Origin of the sequence: Pseudomonas sp. LM13 (assembly GCF_041381355.1) — a bacterium.
Taxonomy (GTDB): Bacteria; Pseudomonadota; Gammaproteobacteria; order Pseudomonadales; family Pseudomonadaceae; genus Stutzerimonas; species Stutzerimonas frequens.
Genome location: NZ_JACBXH010000036.1, coordinates 1 through 17,514, shown reverse-complemented (window position 1 = coordinate 17,514; position 17,514 = coordinate 1). Strand labels below are relative to the sequence as shown.

Below are 17,514 nucleotides of genomic sequence, written 5' to 3'. Positions count from 1 at the left end.
CCCGTCACAAGCGCAGGAGTCGTTCATGTACCGGAACCGCAAGAAGCTGCTCGTCCTATCCATCTGCGCCACGCTGGGCGCCGTACCGTTCACGTTGCAGGCCGAGGAAGCGGCCCGCGAGCGGACCCTCGGCTCGGTGGAGCGCAGCCACGCCAGCAACGCCCGCGCCCTGCTCGACCAGGCCGTGCTGACCTACCAGGCCAAGGGCCCGGAACAGGCCCTGGCCACCTTCAACGACCGCAACGGCGAATTCGCCCGCGGCCAGTACTACATCTTCGTGCTCGGCGAGGACGGCACCATGCAGGCCAGCAGCGGCCCATCGGCCAGCCTGGTGGGACTTAACGTCGGCGATCTCAAGGATGCCGCCGGCAAGCCGTTCATGCGCGAGATTCTCGACAAGTCGACGCGCCAGGACAGCGGAGAGGTCGAGTATCAGTGGCTCAACCCGGCCGATAACAAGCTGGAGAACAAGGTCAGCCAGTTCCGCAAGGTCGGCGACCATGTGCTCTGCGTCGGCTACTACATCTCCCGCGCCACCGCCGAGCAGGCCCAGGCGCTGCTCGAGCGTGCTGTGCAACAGGTCAAGGACAAGGGCGCCGAGGCAGCCTTCCGCAGCTTCAACGATCCGCGCGGCGGCTTCGTCTACAACGACGAGTATGTCTTCGCGATCGGCCTGGACGATGGTCGCTATCGCGCCAGCGGCAGCTCGCCGAACCTGGTGGGCGTCGACGTGCGCAACGTTACCGATGCCGCCGGCAAGCCGCTGTTCAAGGACATGATCGAGCTGGCGCGCAAGCAGGGTTCCGGCACGGTCGACTACGTCTGGCGCAACCCGGCGACCAACGCTGTCGAGCAGAAGCATTCGCTGATCCAGCGGGTCGATGACGTGCTGCTTGGGGTTGGCTACTACACCCGCCCCTGAGTGAGATGCGCCCCGGCACGTGACGTTTCGGTGAACGTGCCCGGCAGGTCAGGGTCAATCGGATATCCCCGGTGCAGTTCTGCGTCCTTGTGACGCAGAACTTTGTCGTTGCCGCTCGCCGGGGAAGGAGCCCCGAACGATGCTGACCCTGCTGCACCTGTTGTCGTCCATCGCCCTGTTGGTGTGGGGTACGCACATCGTGCGCACCGGCATCATGCGCGTGTACGGCTCGCATCTGCGGCGATTGCTGGGGCGGAGCATGGGCCACACGCCGCTGGCATTCGGCGCCGGCATCGGCGTCACGGCCCTGGTACAGAGCAGTAACGCCACCGCACTGCTGGTCATCTCTTTCGTCGCCCAGGGCCTGATGGCGCTACCCACCGCCCTGGCGATCATGCTCGGCGCGGATGTCGGCACCGCACTCATGGCACGGGTTCTGACGATGGACCTGTCCTGGCTGTCGCCGTTGCTGACACTGCTGGGTGTGTGTTTATTCCTGTCACGCAAGCAGAGCCGCAGCGGCCAGCTAGGGCGCGTGCTGATCGGCATGGGGCTGATCATTCTTGCCCTGCAGCTGATCGTTCAGGCTGCGGCGCCGATCACCGAAGCGCGCGGCATGCGTGTGCTGTTCTCCTCGCTGGCCGGCGATACGCTGCTGGCGGTCGTCGTCGGCGCGGTGTTCGCACTACTGTCCTATTCCAGCCTTGCCGCGGTCCTGCTGATCGCCACCCTGGCCGGTGCCGGCCTGATCGGTCTACCGGTGGCGCTGGGGGTGGTCATCGGGGCCAACGTCGGCAGCGGCCTGCTCGCCTGGCTCAATGCCAGCCTGCAACCGGTGCCGGCGCGCCGCGTGGCCCTTGGCAACCTGCTGTACAAACTGGCCGGACTGGCCGTGCTGCCGTTTCTCGAACCGCTGGTAACCTGGATGGGCGGGTTAGGCTTCAGCACCCAGACACAGGTGATCGGCTTCCACCTCGCCTACAACAGCCTGCGCTGCCTGCTGCTGTTGCCCACCGTGCCGGCGATGGCCCACCTGTGCGAAAACCTGCTGCCGGAGCGGCAAACGGACGGCGGCGTGGCCCGGCCACGGCACCTGGACCCGGCGGCACTGGAAACGCCGAGTCTGGCCCTGGCCAACGCCACGCGGGAGACGTTGCGTATCGGCGATCTGGTCGAACTGATGCTGGTGCGCCTGCTGGAGGCGCTGCGCGAGGACCGTCCCGAGCCCGGCGAAGAAATCCGTCGCCTGGACGACGATGTCGATGCGCTCTACAACGCCGTGAAGCTGTATCTGGCACGCATGCCTCGCGACGACCTCGCCGAGGACGAGCAGCGCCGCTGGGCGGAGATCATCGAGCTGGCGATCAATCTGGAACAGGCCGGCGACAGCGCCGAACACATGCTGGGCAAGCTTCGCGACCTGAAAACCTCGACCCGCCGGCCGTTTTCCGAACAGGGCCTGGAAGAGTTGCAGGCGCTGCTCGAGCAGCTGCTAGCCAACCTGCGCCTGGGACTCTCGGTGTTCCTTTCCGGCGATGCCAACGGCGCCCGTCAATTGCTCCAGCACAAGCGCGAATTCCGCCGCAGTGAGCGCCGCATGGCGCACGCGCATGTGGAACGTCTGCATCACGGCGTCAGCGAGAGCCTGCAGACCAGCTCGGCGCACCTGGAGCTCATCGCCGACATGAAACGGCTCAACTCGCTGTTCTGCAGCACCGCGCATGCCGCGCTGGAGGCAGCCGCGCTCGACACGCGGCGGTCTGCCGAGGCGCGAGCGGACGACCGCGCCCTCGACCATCCGCTGCCAGGCCGCGCGCATCCCACCGGCTGACCGCAGCCGCTTCAATCCGCAACGAGGCCCCTATGCTCGACTGGGTTCGCGAATATCAGCCGCTGCTCACGCTGGTGGTTTCCACCTGCACACTGCTGGTCTGGCTCTTCTATGCGCACCTGCTGCTGGCCAACTTCAAGCGCCAGCGGCGACCCAACCTGATCATCAATCGCGGCGCCGGCAAGGGGCTAACCTCGCTGTGCCTGATCTCCAACATGAGCGCCGAACCGATGTTCATCAATCAGGTGCTGATCTGCCTGGATACCAACCGCGGCCGCCTGCTCGGCGACGTAACCGATATCCGCGAAAGTCAGGAAGATGAGGCGACGCCCGATCTGGCGCTGTACCAGACCACCCACCAGGGCCCGCTGCGCAGCGGTGATTTCACCCACATCGGCAGCTTCCAGGCATTGCTGCGACGGGCAGCCGAGCAGCATGGCATCGACTTGCGCGGGCACCAGCCGGAAGGCGAATGGCAGTTTCTGGGCATGGAGATCCGCGTGGTGGCCTTCTATGGCTCGGATCGTCATCCGCTGGGCGTGTCCCGCCGTTTTACCCTGGACGGCGCCGAGCTGTTGCCCGACAGCCCGCTCACCCGCCAGCTGTGCACCCGTCGCGAGCGGCGCCAGGTGCGCGCCTGGATGGTCGAGCACGTCGGTCAGGCCGGCGGGGACATCGCTGCGCCCGCCGGCCGACCCGCTTAGCGACCCTGCGCCAGTCGCCGCCGTTGCAGCCAGACGATCAGCGCGAACAGAAGGAAGCCCGGAACCCATATGAATTCCTTGGGCCAGCGATCGGTCGGCGCGCGCACCCTGAGGATCTGCTGGTCGAACTCCAGCCCCGCCTCGGCGGCCGGGCTGCCGAAGGTCACGCTGTCGACCAGCACCTTGCCCTCCTCGACATAGGTCATCAGGCCGATCTTCTCCAGCTTCTCCTCGCCACTCTCGCCGTCAGGAATCGCCAGCAGCACGACGAACTCGCGCGGATCGCCGACATCATCCTCACCCAGCACGCGCAGGCGCAGCTGGCTGTCCTCCCCGACCCGCTCCAGTGCCTGCACCAGTTCGGTCGGCTCGATGTCGCGGTAGGGGTCGTGGATGATGTCCATCCAGAAGCCCGGACGGAACAGGGTGAATGCCACCAAAAGCAACAGCAGGCTTTCGTACCAGCGGCTGCGCACCAGGAAGTAGCCCTGGGTGCCGGCGGCGAAGATCAGCATGGCGATGGTCGCCACGACGAAGATCAGAACGCCGTGCCAGAAGTCCACATCGATCAGCAGCAGGTCGGTGTTGAAGATGAACAGGAACGGCAGCGCCGCGGTGCGCAGGCTGTAGTAGAAGGCGGTGATACCGGTCTTGATCGGATCGCCCTTGGACACTGCGGCGGCAGCGAACGAGGCCAGCCCCACCGGCGGCGTCACGTCGGCCATGATGCCGAAATAGAAGACGAACAGGTGTACCGCGATCAGCGGCACGATCAGGCCGTTCTGCTGGCCCAGCGCGACGATCACCGGTGCCAGCAGGCTGGACACCACGATGTAGTTGGCGGTGGTCGGCAGGCCCATGCCAAGGATCAGGCTGAGGAACGCGGTGAGCAGCAGCATCAACAGCAGATTGCCCATCGACAGCAGCTCGACCAGATCGGCCAGCACCAGGCCGACGCCGGTCTGCGAGACGGCACCGACAATGATGCCCGCCGCCGCGGTGGCGATACCGATGCCGATCATGTTGCGCGCACCGGCGATCAGGCCCTCGCGCAGATCGACCACGCCGTCCATGAAGGTGCCGTGCTCGTGGGCGCCGTCCTTGCGCAGCATCGACAGCAGCGGCCGCTGCGTGAGCAGGATGATCACCAGCATCACCGAGCCCCAGAATGCCGAGAGGCCGGGTGAGAGCCGTTCGATCATCAGGCACCAGACCAGCACCACCACCGGCAGCAGGAAGTGCAGGCCGGAGAGCAGCACCGGGCGGGTCTGCGGCAGCGCCTCGAGTGGCGCGTCGGGGTCTTCGGCGGGCAGCGGCGGGTTGCTTGCCGCCACCTTCAGCAGTGCCAGGTAGACCAGCGCCAGCAGCGCGCCGATCACCCACAGCGCCGAGTCGCCCAGCGCAGGCTTGAGCCAGCCGAGGCCGTAATAGACGCCCAGCGACAGCCCCGAAATCAGCGCGGCACCGAAGGCGAAGCCGATCAGCCGCTGCATCCAGGGCTTGGCCACGTTGGCCCGCGGCAGCGCAGTCAGGCCCAGCTTGAGCGACTCCAGGTGCACGATGTAGACCAGCGCGATATAGGAGATCAGCGCCGGCAGGAACGCGTGCTTGATGACCTCGACGTAGGGAATGCCGACGTACTCGACCATCAGGAACGCCGCGGCGCCCATCACCGGCGGCATGATCTGGCCGTTCACCGACGAGGCGACTTCCACCGCGCCGGACTTTTCCGCGGAGAAGCCGGTGCGTTTCATCATCGGGATGGTGAAGGTGCCGGTGGTCACCACGTTGGCGATCGACGAGCCGGAAATCAGTCCGGTCATGCCCGACGCCACGACCGCGGCCTTGGCCGGGCCGCCACGAAAATGCCCGAGCATGCTGAAGGCCAGCTGAATGAAATAGTGGCCCGCGCCAGCGCGTTCGAGCAGTGCGCCGAACAGTACAAAGAGAAAGACGAAGCTGGTGGAGACACCGAGCGCGATGCCGAACACGCCTTCGGTGGTGATCCACTGGTGGTTGGCCAGCGCGGTAAAGCTGACCCCACGGTGGGCGAGCAGACCGGGCATCCAGGGGCCGGCGACGCTGTAGACGAGAAATATCAGGGCGATGATTGCCAACGGCGGACCGAGGGCACGGCGCGTGGCTTCCAGCAGCAGCGGAATGCCGAGGCAGGCCGTGATCAGGTCCATGGTGGTCAGGTTGCCGGGTCGCTGCGCCAGTTGCTCGTAAGCGATGAACAGGTAGGCGGCAGTCGCGGCAGCGATCAGCCCCAAGGCGATGTCGAACAGCGGGACGCGGTCTCTCGGCGATTTCTTGAAGGCCGGATAGGCCAGAAACGCCAGCAGCAGCGCGAATGCCAGATGGATCGAGCGGGTCTCGGTGTCGTTCAGCACGCCGAAGCCGAGTACAAAGGGCAGCGGCGAGGCGATCCACAGCTGGAACAACGACCAGAGCAGCGCCAGCCCGGCGATGACCGCGGCCATCGGGCCTTCGGGCAGGCGCGCACCGACATCCTGGGCGATCAGTTCCTCGGTGGACAGTTGTTTGTCTTGCATGAAATGAGGCCTGTTTTTTCAGGTAACGGAACCGCGAAAACCCGTGGCCATACGGCGCACGGGTTTTCAGCTAAGGCACGGCGAGCAGGCCGGCGAACGACGCGGCCTGTCGAGCCTTACAGCCAGCCGCGTTCCTTGTAGTAACGCTCGGCGCCTTCATGCAGCGGCGCGCTCAGGCCGACCTCGATCATCTCTTCCGGCTTGAGATCCTTGAATGCCGGGTGCAGACGCTGGAAGCGCTCGATGTTCTCGAACACCGACTTCACCAGCTGGTAGACCACTTCGGCATCGACCTTGGCGGTAGTGGACAGCACGGCCTTGCCGCCGATGGACTGCGTCGGCTGGTCGTTGCCCTTGTACAGGCCGCCGGGGATCTCGGCCTTGGTGTAGTAGCTCTTGGCAGCCAGCAGCTTGTCGATCTCCGGGCCGGTGATCGGCACCAGGACAGCATCGACGGTGGTGGTGGCTTCCTGGATGGCGCCATTCGGATGACCGACGAAGTAGGTCATGGCGTCGATGTTGTTGTCGCCCAGCGCGCTGGCCTGCTCGGCCGGCTTCAGTTCGGCGGCGAGGGCGAAGGCCGACTTGTCCCAGCCCTTTTCCTTCATGATTTCTTCGAGGGTATCGCGCTGGCCGGAGCCGGGGTTACCGATGTTGACGCGCTTGCCCTTCAGGTCATCGAGGCCCTTGATGTTGGCGTCGCGACGCGCCAGCACGGTGAAGACTTCGCTCTGCAGCGAGAAGACGGCACGGATGTCGTCCATCTTGCCTTCCTTCTCGAACGGCGCGACGCCTTCCATCGCCTTGTACTGGTGGTCGGACTGCATGATGCCGAAGTTGAACTCGCCGCTGCGCAGGCCGTTGACGTTGGCCACGCCGCCGCCGCTGGCCGGCGCGTTGCACTTGATGTTTTCCGCATTGCGGTTGACGAAGCGGCAGATCGATTGCCCGGCGACATAGTAAACGCCGGTCTGGCCGCCGGTGCCGATGGTGACGAACTTCTCTTGCGCCTGTGCTACTCCGCTCAGGCCGGTACCCGCCAGAGCGGCGGTAAAGATCCATGCCAAGGATTTGCCTTTCATGGATGCACTCCTTTTTGGTTGTTTTCGGTCCCGGGCATCCCTTGTGAGTCTGCGCGGAACTTGAGTCTAGCAGGCGTCGGCGTCGGCAACAGCCTTCGCGACCTGCGTGCCGTTCCTACCCTGCATCCCTAGCTAGGACCGGCCGCTTGAACCAGGGTTGCGGCTCAGGGATGAAGTTTTTATGTACAGCCATTGTACAAGGCAAAGAATATGTACAATATTGGTGGCACTCAGCCATATTGATATGCCTGACCACGGTAGTAGGACTTCAGTCGTATTAAGCGTTCATAGAGACTGATATCACTATGACATCGTCCTGATCTGTCAGGGCGATGGTAAGCCAACAGGGCCGTTGACATAGCGAACCCGTGCTGGCGCGTTTTCCGTGTCCGCTGCACCGCTACACAAGTTCCGAACGACCCGCTGGGCCGTCTGAAGCAGGAAGCGAATCGCCGAGAAGGCGAGACCGACACGGAAGGTACGGTGCATCCCGATGCGCCGGCAGAGGCGCCCAGGGAACCGAACAACACCTTGCCTTGTTGACGAGACCCATCATGCGCATGAACCTGCCGGTCACTGGCCGCGACGTTTCAATCAGCGACACCGCCAATATCCTCTCCACCACGGATCTCGACGGTGACATCACCTACGTGAATCCCGATTTCATCCGCGTCAGCGGATTCGAAGAGCACGAACTGCTCGGACAGCATCACAACATCGTCCGCCACCCGGACATGCCCAGCGAAGCCTTCGGCGATCTCTGGTCATCCGTGCGCGGCGGCCGATCGTGGATGGGCATGGTGAAGAATCGTTGCAAGAACGGTGACCATTATTGGGTCAGCGCCTTCGTCACGCCGATCAGTCGCAACGGGCGGGTCGTCGAGTACCAGTCCGTAAGAACCAAACCACAACCGGCGCAAATTGCTGCGGCCGAACGGCTATATGCGCAGCTGCGTGAAAAACGCCCACCGGCCGCACTGCGGCGCGCCCCGCTGGGCGTACGCAGCCGCGTCGCGCTACTGGCGGCGCTGGGCAGCGCGCCCGTCGTGCTCGCCGGCGCGCTGCTGGGTGGTGTGGGTCTCGCATTCGCGGCGGTCACCACGGCCGTCGCCGCAACGACGGCCGGCACCCTGGCCTATCTTGCGCTGGCCCCCCTGCAACGGCTCGTCGAACAGGCGCGGCGAATCGGCGAAAACCCGGTGGGCCAGCTGATCTATACCGGCCGCCGTGACGATTTCGGCCAGATCGCCTTCGCCATGAAGATGCTGGAAACCGAGGCCGGCGCCATGGTCGGACGCATCGGCGATGCGTCCCGCCAGCTCAGCCAGCACGCCAAGGAACTGCTCGGCGCGATGGAGAGCAGCACACAGAGCGCTGCCCGTCAGCAGGTCGAGACGGACCAGGTCGCCACCGCGATCAACCAGATGGCAGTCAGCGTGCAGGAGGTGGCCAGCAACGCACAGCGCACCGCCGAAGCCGCCAGCCGTGCCGATAGCGAAGCCGCGACCGGCACCGAGGTGGTCAATCGCACCGGTGCCGCCATTGGCCAGCTGGCGCTGGACATCCAGCAGGCCGGTGAGGTGATTCACGAATTGGAGATGCACAGCAACGACATCACCAAGGTGCTGGACGTCATCCGCGGCATTGCCGAGCAGACCAACCTGCTGGCCCTCAATGCCGCCATCGAGGCGGCACGCGCGGGTGAACAGGGCCGCGGCTTCGCCGTGGTCGCCGACGAGGTGCGCAACCTGGCATCGCGGACCCAGCAGTCGACTCAGGAGATCAACAGCATGATCGCCGCCCTGCAGGGCGGCGCACGCCAGGCGGTGGAGGTCATGCAGCGCAGCCGTGAGCAGGCCATGCACAGCGTCGAGCAGGCGGAACAGGCGGCGCGCTCGCTGCAGGGCATCAATAGTCGGGTCAACGAGATCAGCGAAATGAGTATCCAGATTGCCGCGGCCGTCGAGCAGCAGAGCGCGGTGAGCGAGGACATCAACCAGAACATCGTGAGCATCCGCAGCGGTTCGGACCATCACGTGGAGAGCGGCCTGCGCAGCCGGCAAAGCGCCTCGGGCGTCGCCGAGCTGGCCGGCCGGATGGAAATGCTGGTGGACCAGTTCTGGACCCGCCGACGTGCCTGAAGCAGGGCGAGGATGCCCCGTAATGGTGCGACGCAGGGCGCTGCCGGAACGGCGCCATAATGCGCTTGCCGGGCTTGTTACCACACTTGGCTACAGGCAAAATGCCACCAGTTTCGCATTTTGCGAAAGTTGCTTTACCGCTCAGGACACCCGGACCTGATAGCTAAGGCGCCAGCCGTGACATCCCATCAGGGGTGCATACGGCCGGCGCCTTTTTTTGCCCTCGACGAACCCCGTCAGGGCAGAACCGCCGGGCGAACAAACGGCACCCAACCTGCATGTGACGCTACGAAGAACAAGCAATGCTGACCGAAGAGACCCTGCGCGAGGCCCTGGAAGAGACCATTCAGGTCTTGGAGCGCACCCGCCGCTCCTTCAAGTCGCGCGAACTCGGCCAACTGCGCCGACGCCTGATCGACCTGCTGGAGCAGCTGGAGACCGATGCGGGCGGCAAGGAGGATGACTGATCACCGATTCGTAACCTGACTGCCGTACAAGATGCCCCGCCGCATCCCGCGAGCGCGCCGACAGAAGCCGCGCCGCCGAACCTGCCTCGCGTACTCAGACCCATTACCAAGGAAGATCTGTTTATGCGCCTCAACCTGCCCGTCAGCGGCCGCGAAGTCATCGTGGACGACACGGCGAACATCCTCTCGACCACCGACCTCAAAGGCACCATCAGCTACGCCAATCCTGATTTCGTGGCGATTTCCGGGTTCGACGAAGACGAGCTGCTGGGTCAGCCGCACAACACCGTGCGTCATCCGGACATGCCCGAGGCCGCGTTCGCCGATCTCTGGCGGACGCTGCAGGCGAACCGCTCGTGGATGGGCATCGTCAAGAACCGCTGCAAGAACGGCGACCATTACTGGGTCAGCGCCTTCGCCACGCCGGTCAGCCGCAACGGCAAGGTGGTTGAGTACCAATCGGTACGGACCCGCCCGCAGCCCGAACAGATCCAGGCCGCCGAGGCACTCTATGCGCAGATGCGCGACGGTCGGGCTGCGGTCTCGTTGCGCCCGCCAGCGCTCGGCCTGCGCGCTCGGGTGGCGCTGCTGGCAGGCCTCGGCGGCGCTGCCGGTGCGGCGCTCGGCGCGTTGCTGGGCGGCGCGCCGCTAATCGCGGGTGCAACCGCCGTCGTGCTGGCTGGCGCGGCTGCCGCCGGGCTGACGGCACTGGCACTGGCACCGCTGGTACAGCTGGTCCGACAGGCACGGCGCATCGGCCGCAATCCCGTCAGCCAACTGATCTATACCGGACGCAGGGACGAGATCGGCGAAATCGCCTTTGCCATGAAGATGCTGGAAACCGAAGCCGGAGCCATGGTCGGGCGCATCGCCGACTGCAGCCGGCAGCTAAGCGATCACGCCCGCAACCTGCTTGGCGCGGTGCATGGCAACTCCGCAAGCGCTTCGCGACAGCAGCAGGAAACCGACCTCATTGCCACGGCCATTCAGCAGATGACTGCCAGCGTGCAGGAAGTTGCGCTCAACGCACAGCGCACTGCCGAAGCCGCCGCGCAGGCCGATAGCGAAGCCGCCAGCGGCCGGGAGATCGTCGGCCTGACCGGCAGCAGCATCACCCGCCTGGCCAGCGATATTCAGCAGGCCGCCGAAGTCATCCACCAGCTCGAAAGCCACGGCCAGGAAATCAGCCGCGTGCTCGAGGTGATTCACAGCATTGCCGAGCAGACCAACCTGCTCGCGCTCAATGCCGCCATCGAAGCGGCGCGCGCTGGCGATCAGGGCCGCGGGTTCGCCGTGGTGGCCGACGAGGTGCGCCAGCTGGCCTCGCGCACCTCAATGGCGACGGCGGATATACAGACGATGATCGCCGCGCTGCAGGCCGGCACGCGGCAGGCAGTCGACGTCATGCAGCGCAGCCGCGAACAGGCCGAGCATAGCGTCAGCCATGCCGACCGGGCCGAACACTCGCTGAGCGATATCAACAACCGGGTCAACGAGATCAGCGCGATGAGCAACCAGATCGCCGCCGCCGTGGACCAGCAAAGTTCGGCCAGCGAGGAGATCAGCCAGAGCATCGTCAGCATTCGCGGCAGCTCGGATCAACATGTCAGCAGCGGCATGCACAGCCAGCGCAGCGCCAGCGGCGTCGCCCAGCTGGCCGATGGCATGCTCGAGCTGGTGCAGCAGTTCTGGGCACGCCGGCGCGCCTGAGACGACAGCCCGTCAGCTGTGTGGGACAGATGGGCTGCATGATGGCATGATGGCATTGCAGCCGGCGCGTTTCTGGCGCCGGATGACTGACAGAATGCGTGTCAGTCGCTGCGACGTCCACGAGGCAAGCCACCATGATGCGCACCCTGCTGTTTATCGCCGGTCTGATGCTGCTGTCCTCGCTCGCGAGCGCGGTGGCTGCCGGGCCGTCGCCGGTGCTGCAGGTGCGCGATGCATCGGCACTGCAGGTCGACGCGGTGGAATATGTGCTGGGCAAGCCCATGGCGTCCTTCGATGACGCCGCTGGCGCGCAATGGCCCTGGCAGCCGCTGACCAAGCCAACCCTGGGCAAGCAGCCTGACGGCGCCTGGCTGCGCATCTCCCTGCACAACAGCGCGGCGCACGCCAGGCTCTGGTACCTGCTGCTGAAATGGCCGGTGCTCGATCGCGTCGCGGTGCGCCTGCATTATGGGGTTGTAAGCCGGAACCGCCGAAATTTCCGTTAGCCAGAGGGGCAACTCGCGTCTGAACCTCAGTCCCGCCCATCTTGGCTCATCACCCAGCTTGCGTAGCACAGCACCCTTTAGATCAGCGGACATGGCGCAGAGCCGTAGGAAGAGCTGCAAGCCGTAACTACACGAGAGATTGGTCAAGCATAGCCAACCCACCCCATGCCGATTGCAATGCCTATCCCGATAGCCATCATCCCAGGCAGGCAGCGCAACAGGAAGTCGCGCCCTGCGACCCAGGCGAGGAGGCCAGTTTTGAAGCACAGGTTAGAGAGAATCGCCAGGCCGATCGCGTTAGCGGCTACCTCGGCGCCCAGTTTCCCATTCCCAAACAGGCGCAGGGTCGACAATGCGATGGCATCAAGTTCGGTCAGCCCGGACACGGCGGACGCCAGGTAGAGCCCGCGGGTTCCCGCCCAATCGGACAGCCACGAGGCTAAAAGTAAAATGATGGCATACATCGCACCGAAGCTCAGCGCAACCCGTAACTCGGTCGGATTGGCAACTTCCGGCAAAAGAAGTGGCCCCCCCGTCCGCGAACGATGCCAGACGAACAGTACCGCCAAGCCGCCTGCCACCAGGTTGCCGACCAACACTGGCCAAAGGGTCGCCATCAAGGAGGGCGCGATGGCAACGGCGATCATGCCCAGGCGCACGGGCAAGACCAGATTGGCCATGAGAATGACGATCGACGACGTCAGCGCCATGGTCGGCGTCTGGCGGGCATGACGGGCGTACACCAGGGTAGTCGCGGTGCTCGACACCAGTCCTCCCAGCAGACCGAGCAAGGGCGGGCCAAAGCGATCTCCGACCGCACGCATGGCCAAATAGCCGGCGAGGCTCAAGCCGGATATCAGGACGACCATCATCCAGACGTGGTGAGGATTGAAAGCGCCATAGGGTCCATAACCGACGTTGGGCAGGAGCGGCAGCACGATAAAACTCAGCGTAGCGAACTGCAGGATCGACACCAGGTCGCGGGAAGTAATCCGTGAACTCAAGCCGCGCAGTTCGGCCTTGAAATGGAGCAGCGCTGCGGCAGCAATGGCTAGCATAACAGCATAACGACCGTGGCCGAGCCAAACCATCGCTCCGAGGGTGAACGAAAGCAGGATGGCCATTCGTGTGGTGGGGCCAGCGTGGCTCTCGCTCTCCCCGGTCGCGGTCTGACCGAAAACCATGATGCCCGTCATGGCCAGCAAGGCGGCAGGGAGAAACCACGGCGCCCCGACGCTCTGGCCGACGAGGGCGGCGATGGAGCCGAACAGCGCGGCCAAGGCCGAAGTTCGTAACCCCATTGCCGAACCGGCGCGTTCACGCTCAACCCCGATCAGAAGGCCGATGGCCAGGCTGGTCAGAAAAGAGATCAGATGCTCGTTGACGTTAGGGTCCATTGGCGCTTCCCGTAGTTCACCTGACCAACTGTCGGGCAGATGGAAAAATAATTGTTGAAATATGAGGTAGTAACGCCCATCACCTGCGGGAACTGACCTACGCCTTCGAGGAGATGGGGCAGGCTTGGGCCAACCGCCTGATCGAACTGCTGGTCGCCGCTTGCCATGAGGTCGATCAGGCGGCGGCGTGCTGACGCCCGAACGCCTTGCGTCCTGCCGCAAGGATTACGACGCCATTCTCGCGGACGGCGAGGCAGCCAATCCGCGCGCACCGCCTTCCGGCAAACGCGGGCTCGCGGCCGGCGTGATCGAAGCGGTGCGGCGATTCCGGCTTGACGGTCATGCCGCAGACGGGGTCGGTGATCGGGTGGTGCTCGTGCATGGCTGTGTCTCCCTTCTTGTATGGCGGCGCGCCGGCGGCGATCGGCTAAACGAGGAATTTCGCCGTGGCTTGTTGCAGATTGGACGCGAGCGATTCCAACTGGCGCGCCGCGTCGGCGATGTCTTCCACCGCCTGGCTGTTGCGCCGCGACAACTGGGCGATCTGTTCGACGTTTTCGGCCACCGCCCCGGAGGCCTGCCGCTGCTCGGCCAGGGTCGACGAGATCGCGCCGACGGCGACGATGACGTCCGCCGACCCCTGCCGCATGTCGGCCATCGAACGCGCCGCCTCGCCCGCCTTCTCCACCCCGGCGCCGACACGCTTCGTGCCGGTGTCCATGCCGTCGACGGCGCGGGCCGTCAGGGCCTCGACGCCTTTGATCATGTCGGTGATTTCCTGCGTCGATTGCGTGGTTCGTTCGGCGAGCTTCCTGACCTCATCGGCGACGACGGCGAAACCTCGGCCCTGTTCGCCGGCGCGGGCCGCCTCGATCGCCGCGTTCAAGGCCAGCAGGTTCGTCTGGTCCGCGATCTCCCGTATGGCACTGACAATGGCGAAAATCTGCTTTGAATCGTCGCCGAGTTGCTGCACGCTCGATGCCGCCTGCTGCACCGTAGCGGCGATTTGCTCCATCTCCCTGGCGGCATCCAGGACGATGCGCTCGCCTTCGGAAGACAAGGATCCCGAGCGCGCGGCGATGCTCTCGGCGTCCATCGCGCTTGCGGAGATCTGCCCGATGCGCTGTGTGATCTGCTCGACCGCCTGCGTCGTGTTCGACGCCGCCTGCGCCTGTTCCGCCGAACTGGCGGCCACCCCGCGGCTGGCCGCGGCAAGCTGCTGCGCCGACATCAGCAGGGCATCGGCACCGCGCCGTACCTGGCCGACGGCGTCCCGAATGCTCGTCTGCATGCGCAGCATGGACGCCATCAGGCTGTCGGCATCGCCCGGCAACGTCTGGACTTGAAAGGCGAGGTCGCCCTCGGCGATGCGCCGCGCGATCGCCGCCGCTTCGGCGGGCTCGCCGCCCAATTGCCGCAGCAGACTGCGGATGATCGCGTAGGACACCGCCAGCGAAAGACCGCCGCCCAGGGCGATGAGGATGCCGAAGACGCGCAGGGTCCCCCCGTAAAGGTCGTCGCTCTGGGCCATGGTTTCGGCGGCGACGCTGCGCGCGTGGTTCTCGATCTTCTGCAGCAAGGCCTCGGTCTTGGCCAACGGTCCGGTTTCGATCCCCGCGACCAGGTCGTCTACCGCATGCCCGGCGAGGTGATTCGACGGATCGAAGGTTGCCAGCGCCTTGCGGTACTTCTCGCCGATGGCGCGATGCGTTGCCAGCAGGTCGCGCACTTCGTCCGTCGCCATCCGCTGCGCATCCATCAATTCGGCGCCCTTGGCGAGAAAGGCCTGCACCTGTTTCTCCTCGCGCTCGAAATCGGCCACGTGGCGGTTGAACGTTGCCTTGTCGTGGCCGCGCAACAGGATGTTCTTCCAGCCGATCATCTGGCTGTGCAAGTGCGTCTGCGCGCGCTCCAGGGCGACCAGTATCTCCATCTGCCGCCCCTCGGTTTCGAGCGCCGAGCGCAAACCGCCGTGCAGGTAATGCAGGCCGAAAAATCCGGCCCCGCCCAACGCCAAGAGGCTGCCCAGGCTCAACGCGGCAAGCAGCCACAAACGCGAACTGGTCTTCGCAAGCATGATTTCTCCCATGATAACTACTCAGGTAGGCCGGAATAGCATCGCTATTCCGGGTTTGAGGACAGGCAGGCGGAGCCGATAAGAGAGGGCATGAATGAACTGCCCGATCTCGACCGACTCGGCCACGCCGAGAAGAACGATCTGATCCGTGCGCTGTTTGCGCAGGTTCAAGCACTGACGATAACGCCTGGCAGCCCTTCGGCGAGTGCAAGCGAAGCCGGAACCAACAGGATTAAAATGCCAGATAGGTGTTTTCTGCTGTGCATTGCTACTTCTTGCTCTCAAGTTTGCCTCAGCTAGATTCGAGGTGGCCGGTCAAAGCCATGGCGCAGTGGTTAGCTGCGATTCTAAAACGTCTCCCTACCTACCAAGCTGACGTCCTGCATGATTGAAACACATGGCGGCCGGCCTGTTGACTCGCTCCGCAAATGTAATTTATTCGTCATCTTGTCAGCAGGTAGGGGTTGTAAGCCGGAAACCCAGTGTTTTGCGACCTATCTGCAACAGTCATGTGCACCAACCTCTGGATGGCCTCAAAATTGTGCGGAAAACCATGTCGCCATGCGCTACCATACGGAAACCTGTTTTTAATGGTTATCCGCCTATGTTGGTTGGCTACATGCGCGTGTCGTCGGACTCCGACCGCCAGAGCACGGACTTGCAACGCGATGCGCTGCTCGCCGCCGGCATCGATCCGCGCCATCTGTTCGAGGATCGAGCATCCGGCGCGAAGGATGACCGTGCCGGCTTGGCGCGGGCGCTCGAATTCGTCCGGCCTGGCGATGTGCTGGTCGTGTGGAAACTCGACCGGCTCGGCCGCTCGCTGTCGCATCTGCTCGCCATCGTGACCTCGCTCAAGGACAAGCGGGTGGCGTTCCGCTCGCTGACGGAGAACCTGGACACCACGACGCCCTCGGGCGAGTTCCTGTTCCAGGTGTTCGGCGCACTCGCGCAGTATGAGCGCGCCTTGATCCAGGAGCGCGTCGTCGCTGGCCTGACCGCCGCGCGCAAACGCGGCCGGATCGGCGGGCGACCGCAGGCGATCACCGGCGAGAAGCTCGACGCCATCGTCGCCGCGCTGGACGGCGGCATGTCCAAGGCGGCGGTATGTCGCAATTTCAGCGTCAAGCGCACCACCTTGATTGAGACCCTGGCGCGGATCGGCTGGACGGGCTCCCGTGGAGCGTCATCACGATGATCGGCAAGAGCGAGCGGTTGACCATCCTTTCGGATGCCGAGCAGGAAGCCCTGTACGGCCTGCCGGATTTCGATGATGCACAGCGGCTGGAATACCTGGCACTGACTGAAACCGAACTGGCGCTCGCCAGTAGCCGGCCCGGCCTCCATGCTCAGGTCTATTGCGTCTTGCAAATCGGCTACTTCAAGGCCAAGCGTGCCTTCTTCCGTTTCGACTGGAGCGAGGTCGAGGACGATTGTGCCTTCGTGCTGAGCCGCTATTTCCACGGCGAGCCGTTCGAGCGCAAGGCGATCACCAAGCACGAGCACTACACCCAGCGCGAGCGGGTTGCCGAGTTGTTCGGCTACCGGCCGTGGGCAGCCGACTTCCTGCCGCAACTGGCGCAGCAGGCCGAGCAGATCGTGCGCCGTGACGTGACGCTTGGGTTCGTCGCCGCCGAGCTGATCGTCTGGCTCAACGGGCACAAGATCATCCGGCCCGGCTACACCACCCTGCAAGAGCTGGTCAGTGAAGTCTTGTCCGCCGAACGTCGGCGGCTGGGCAGCCTGCTGGCGGAAGTGTTGGACGAATCAGCCAAGGCCACGCTGGCCCAGCTCCTGGTTCGTGACGACACCCTGTCGCAACTGGCGGCGCTCAAGCAGGACGCCAAGGATTTCGGCTGGCGTCAGATGGCCCGCGAACGCGGGAAGCGCGCCACGCTGGAGCCGCTGCACGGGATCGCCAAGGCGCTGCTGCCCAAGCTGGGTATCTCGCAGCAAAACCTGCTGTACTACGCGAGCCTGGCGAACTTCTATACCGTCCATGACCTGCGCAACCTGAAGGCGGATCAGACCCGGCTCTACCTGCTGTGCTATGCCTGGGTGCGTTACCGGCAACTCACCGACAACCTGGTCGATGCGATGGCCTTCCACATGAAGCAACTAG

The 17,514-nt window shown here is 64.6% G+C and carries 13 protein-coding genes and 4 pseudogenes; 12 read left to right on the top strand and 5 right to left on the bottom strand.

The features are described from left to right. Positions 1 to 25 precede the first annotated feature (25 nt). From HZR81_RS18650 to HZR81_RS18640, 3 genes are all read left to right on the top strand, one after another. Positions 26 to 922 carry a cache domain-containing protein gene (locus HZR81_RS18650; RefSeq protein WP_500128935.1) on the top strand — a complete coding sequence of 299 codons (897 nt, stop codon included), beginning with the start codon at positions 26 to 28 and terminating at the stop codon, positions 920 to 922. Positions 923 to 1,061: 139 nt separating this feature from the next. Next, complete coding sequence (locus tag HZR81_RS18645; protein ID WP_500128934.1) at positions 1,062 to 2,753, top strand: Na/Pi cotransporter family protein; 1,692 nt, start codon at positions 1,062 to 1,064, stop codon at positions 2,751 to 2,753. A gap of 32 nt (positions 2,754 to 2,785) precedes the next feature. Continuing rightward, positions 2,786 to 3,457, top strand: a complete 672-nt coding sequence (locus HZR81_RS18640) for a hypothetical protein (RefSeq protein WP_316958634.1) — start codon at positions 2,786 to 2,788, stop codon at positions 3,455 to 3,457. Here the strand turns inward: HZR81_RS18640 and HZR81_RS18635 are convergent. Both HZR81_RS18635 and HZR81_RS18630 read right to left on the bottom strand, forming a co-directional pair. Further along, positions 3,454 to 6,012, bottom strand: coding sequence for a TRAP transporter permease (locus HZR81_RS18635; protein WP_500128933.1), 2,559 nt, complete (start codon positions 6,010 to 6,012; stop codon positions 3,454 to 3,456). The two genes, HZR81_RS18640 and HZR81_RS18635, sit on opposite strands and share 4 nt — an antisense overlap. A gap of 116 nt (positions 6,013 to 6,128) precedes the next feature. After that, positions 6,129 to 7,094: a TAXI family TRAP transporter solute-binding subunit gene (locus HZR81_RS18630; RefSeq protein ID WP_063541135.1), complete on the bottom strand. Its 966-nt coding sequence runs from the start codon at positions 7,092 to 7,094 to the stop codon at positions 6,129 to 6,131. A gap of 554 nt (positions 7,095 to 7,648) precedes the next feature. Here HZR81_RS18630 and HZR81_RS18625 point away from each other — a divergent pair. The 6 genes and pseudogenes from HZR81_RS18625 to HZR81_RS18600 all read left to right on the top strand — a co-directional run. After that, positions 7,649 to 7,930, top strand: a pseudogene (locus HZR81_RS18625) (PAS domain-containing protein); the annotation flags it as partial. A 306-nt stretch (positions 7,931 to 8,236) separates the two neighbouring features. Beyond that, positions 8,237 to 9,235 (top strand): annotated as a pseudogene (locus tag HZR81_RS18620) (methyl-accepting chemotaxis protein); the annotation flags it as partial. A gap of 302 nt (positions 9,236 to 9,537) precedes the next feature. Further along, the gene (locus HZR81_RS18615; RefSeq protein WP_172974191.1) at positions 9,538 to 9,702 is read left to right on the top strand and encodes a hypothetical protein; all 165 of its coding nucleotides are present in this window, start codon (positions 9,538 to 9,540) and stop codon (positions 9,700 to 9,702) included. A 123-nt stretch (positions 9,703 to 9,825) separates the two neighbouring features. Then, positions 9,826 to 10,518 (top strand): annotated as a pseudogene (locus tag HZR81_RS18610) (PAS domain-containing protein); the annotation flags it as partial. A gap of 366 nt (positions 10,519 to 10,884) precedes the next feature. Then, positions 10,885 to 11,412, top strand: a pseudogene (locus tag HZR81_RS18605) (methyl-accepting chemotaxis protein); the annotation flags it as partial. A gap of 134 nt (positions 11,413 to 11,546) precedes the next feature. Further along, positions 11,547 to 11,918, top strand: coding sequence for a 7TMR-DISMED2 domain-containing protein (locus HZR81_RS18600; protein WP_500128932.1), 372 nt, complete (start codon positions 11,547 to 11,549; stop codon positions 11,916 to 11,918). Positions 11,919 to 12,061: 143 nt separating this feature from the next. Here the strand turns inward: HZR81_RS18600 and HZR81_RS18595 are convergent, their stop codons facing one another. The 3 genes from HZR81_RS18595 to HZR81_RS18585 form a co-directional block, all read right to left on the bottom strand. Then, a complete protein-coding gene (locus HZR81_RS18595; RefSeq protein ID WP_500128931.1) occupies positions 12,062 to 13,315 on the bottom strand; it encodes an MgtC/SapB family protein in 1,254 nt (417 codons plus the stop codon). A 175-nt stretch (positions 13,316 to 13,490) separates the two neighbouring features. Continuing rightward, positions 13,491 to 13,697 carry an eL24 family ribosomal protein gene (locus HZR81_RS18590; RefSeq protein WP_024542659.1) on the bottom strand — a complete coding sequence of 69 codons (207 nt, stop codon included), beginning with the start codon at positions 13,695 to 13,697 and terminating at the stop codon, positions 13,491 to 13,493. Positions 13,698 to 13,742: 45 nt separating this feature from the next. After that, positions 13,743 to 14,330 (bottom strand): methyl-accepting chemotaxis protein, encoded by a 588-nt coding sequence (locus tag HZR81_RS18585; RefSeq protein WP_500128946.1) that lies wholly within the window; start codon positions 14,328 to 14,330, stop codon positions 13,743 to 13,745. A 1,152-nt stretch (positions 14,331 to 15,482) separates the two neighbouring features. Here HZR81_RS18585 and HZR81_RS18580 point away from each other — a divergent pair. The 3 genes from HZR81_RS18580 to HZR81_RS18570 all read left to right on the top strand — a co-directional run. Beyond that, complete coding sequence (locus HZR81_RS18580) at positions 15,483 to 15,692, top strand: hypothetical protein (RefSeq protein ID WP_161612591.1); 210 nt, start codon at positions 15,483 to 15,485, stop codon at positions 15,690 to 15,692. Between the two features lie 304 nt (positions 15,693 to 15,996). Continuing rightward, on the top strand, positions 15,997 to 16,590 hold the full coding sequence (locus tag HZR81_RS18575) for a recombinase family protein (protein ID WP_066690344.1): 594 nt from the start codon (positions 15,997 to 15,999) through the stop codon (positions 16,588 to 16,590). Beyond that, the coding region (locus tag HZR81_RS18570) for a DUF4158 domain-containing protein (protein ID WP_500128930.1) at positions 16,587 to 17,514 on the top strand (928 nt) is incomplete at its 3' end. The genes HZR81_RS18575 and HZR81_RS18570, both read left to right, overlap by 4 nt.

Coding starts and splice junctions, on each gene's coding strand:
- HZR81_RS18615 (WP_172974191.1), top strand. CDS start 9,538: ATGCTGACCGAAGAGACCCTGCGCGAGGCCCTGGAAGAGACCATTCAG.
- HZR81_RS18580 (WP_161612591.1), top strand. CDS start 15,483: ATGAATGAACTGCCCGATCTCGACCGACTCGGCCACGCCGAGAAGAAC.
- HZR81_RS18640 (WP_316958634.1), top strand. CDS start 2,786: ATGCTCGACTGGGTTCGCGAATATCAGCCGCTGCTCACGCTGGTGGTT.
- HZR81_RS18585 (WP_500128946.1), bottom strand. CDS start 14,330: ATGGAGCAAATCGCCGCTACGGTGCAGCAGGCGGCATCGAGCGTGCAG.
- HZR81_RS18630 (WP_063541135.1), bottom strand. CDS start 7,094: ATGAAAGGCAAATCCTTGGCATGGATCTTTACCGCCGCTCTGGCGGGT.
- HZR81_RS18600 (WP_500128932.1), top strand. CDS start 11,547: ATGATGCGCACCCTGCTGTTTATCGCCGGTCTGATGCTGCTGTCCTCG.
- HZR81_RS18590 (WP_024542659.1), bottom strand. CDS start 13,697: ATGCACGAGCACCACCCGATCACCGACCCCGTCTGCGGCATGACCGTC.
- HZR81_RS18645 (WP_500128934.1), top strand. CDS start 1,062: ATGCTGACCCTGCTGCACCTGTTGTCGTCCATCGCCCTGTTGGTGTGG.
- HZR81_RS18575 (WP_066690344.1), top strand. CDS start 15,997: ATGTTGGTTGGCTACATGCGCGTGTCGTCGGACTCCGACCGCCAGAGC.
- HZR81_RS18595 (WP_500128931.1), bottom strand. CDS start 13,315: ATGGACCCTAACGTCAACGAGCATCTGATCTCTTTTCTGACCAGCCTG.
- HZR81_RS18635 (WP_500128933.1), bottom strand. CDS start 6,012: ATGCAAGACAAACAACTGTCCACCGAGGAACTGATCGCCCAGGATGTC.
- HZR81_RS18650 (WP_500128935.1), top strand. CDS start 26: ATGTACCGGAACCGCAAGAAGCTGCTCGTCCTATCCATCTGCGCCACG.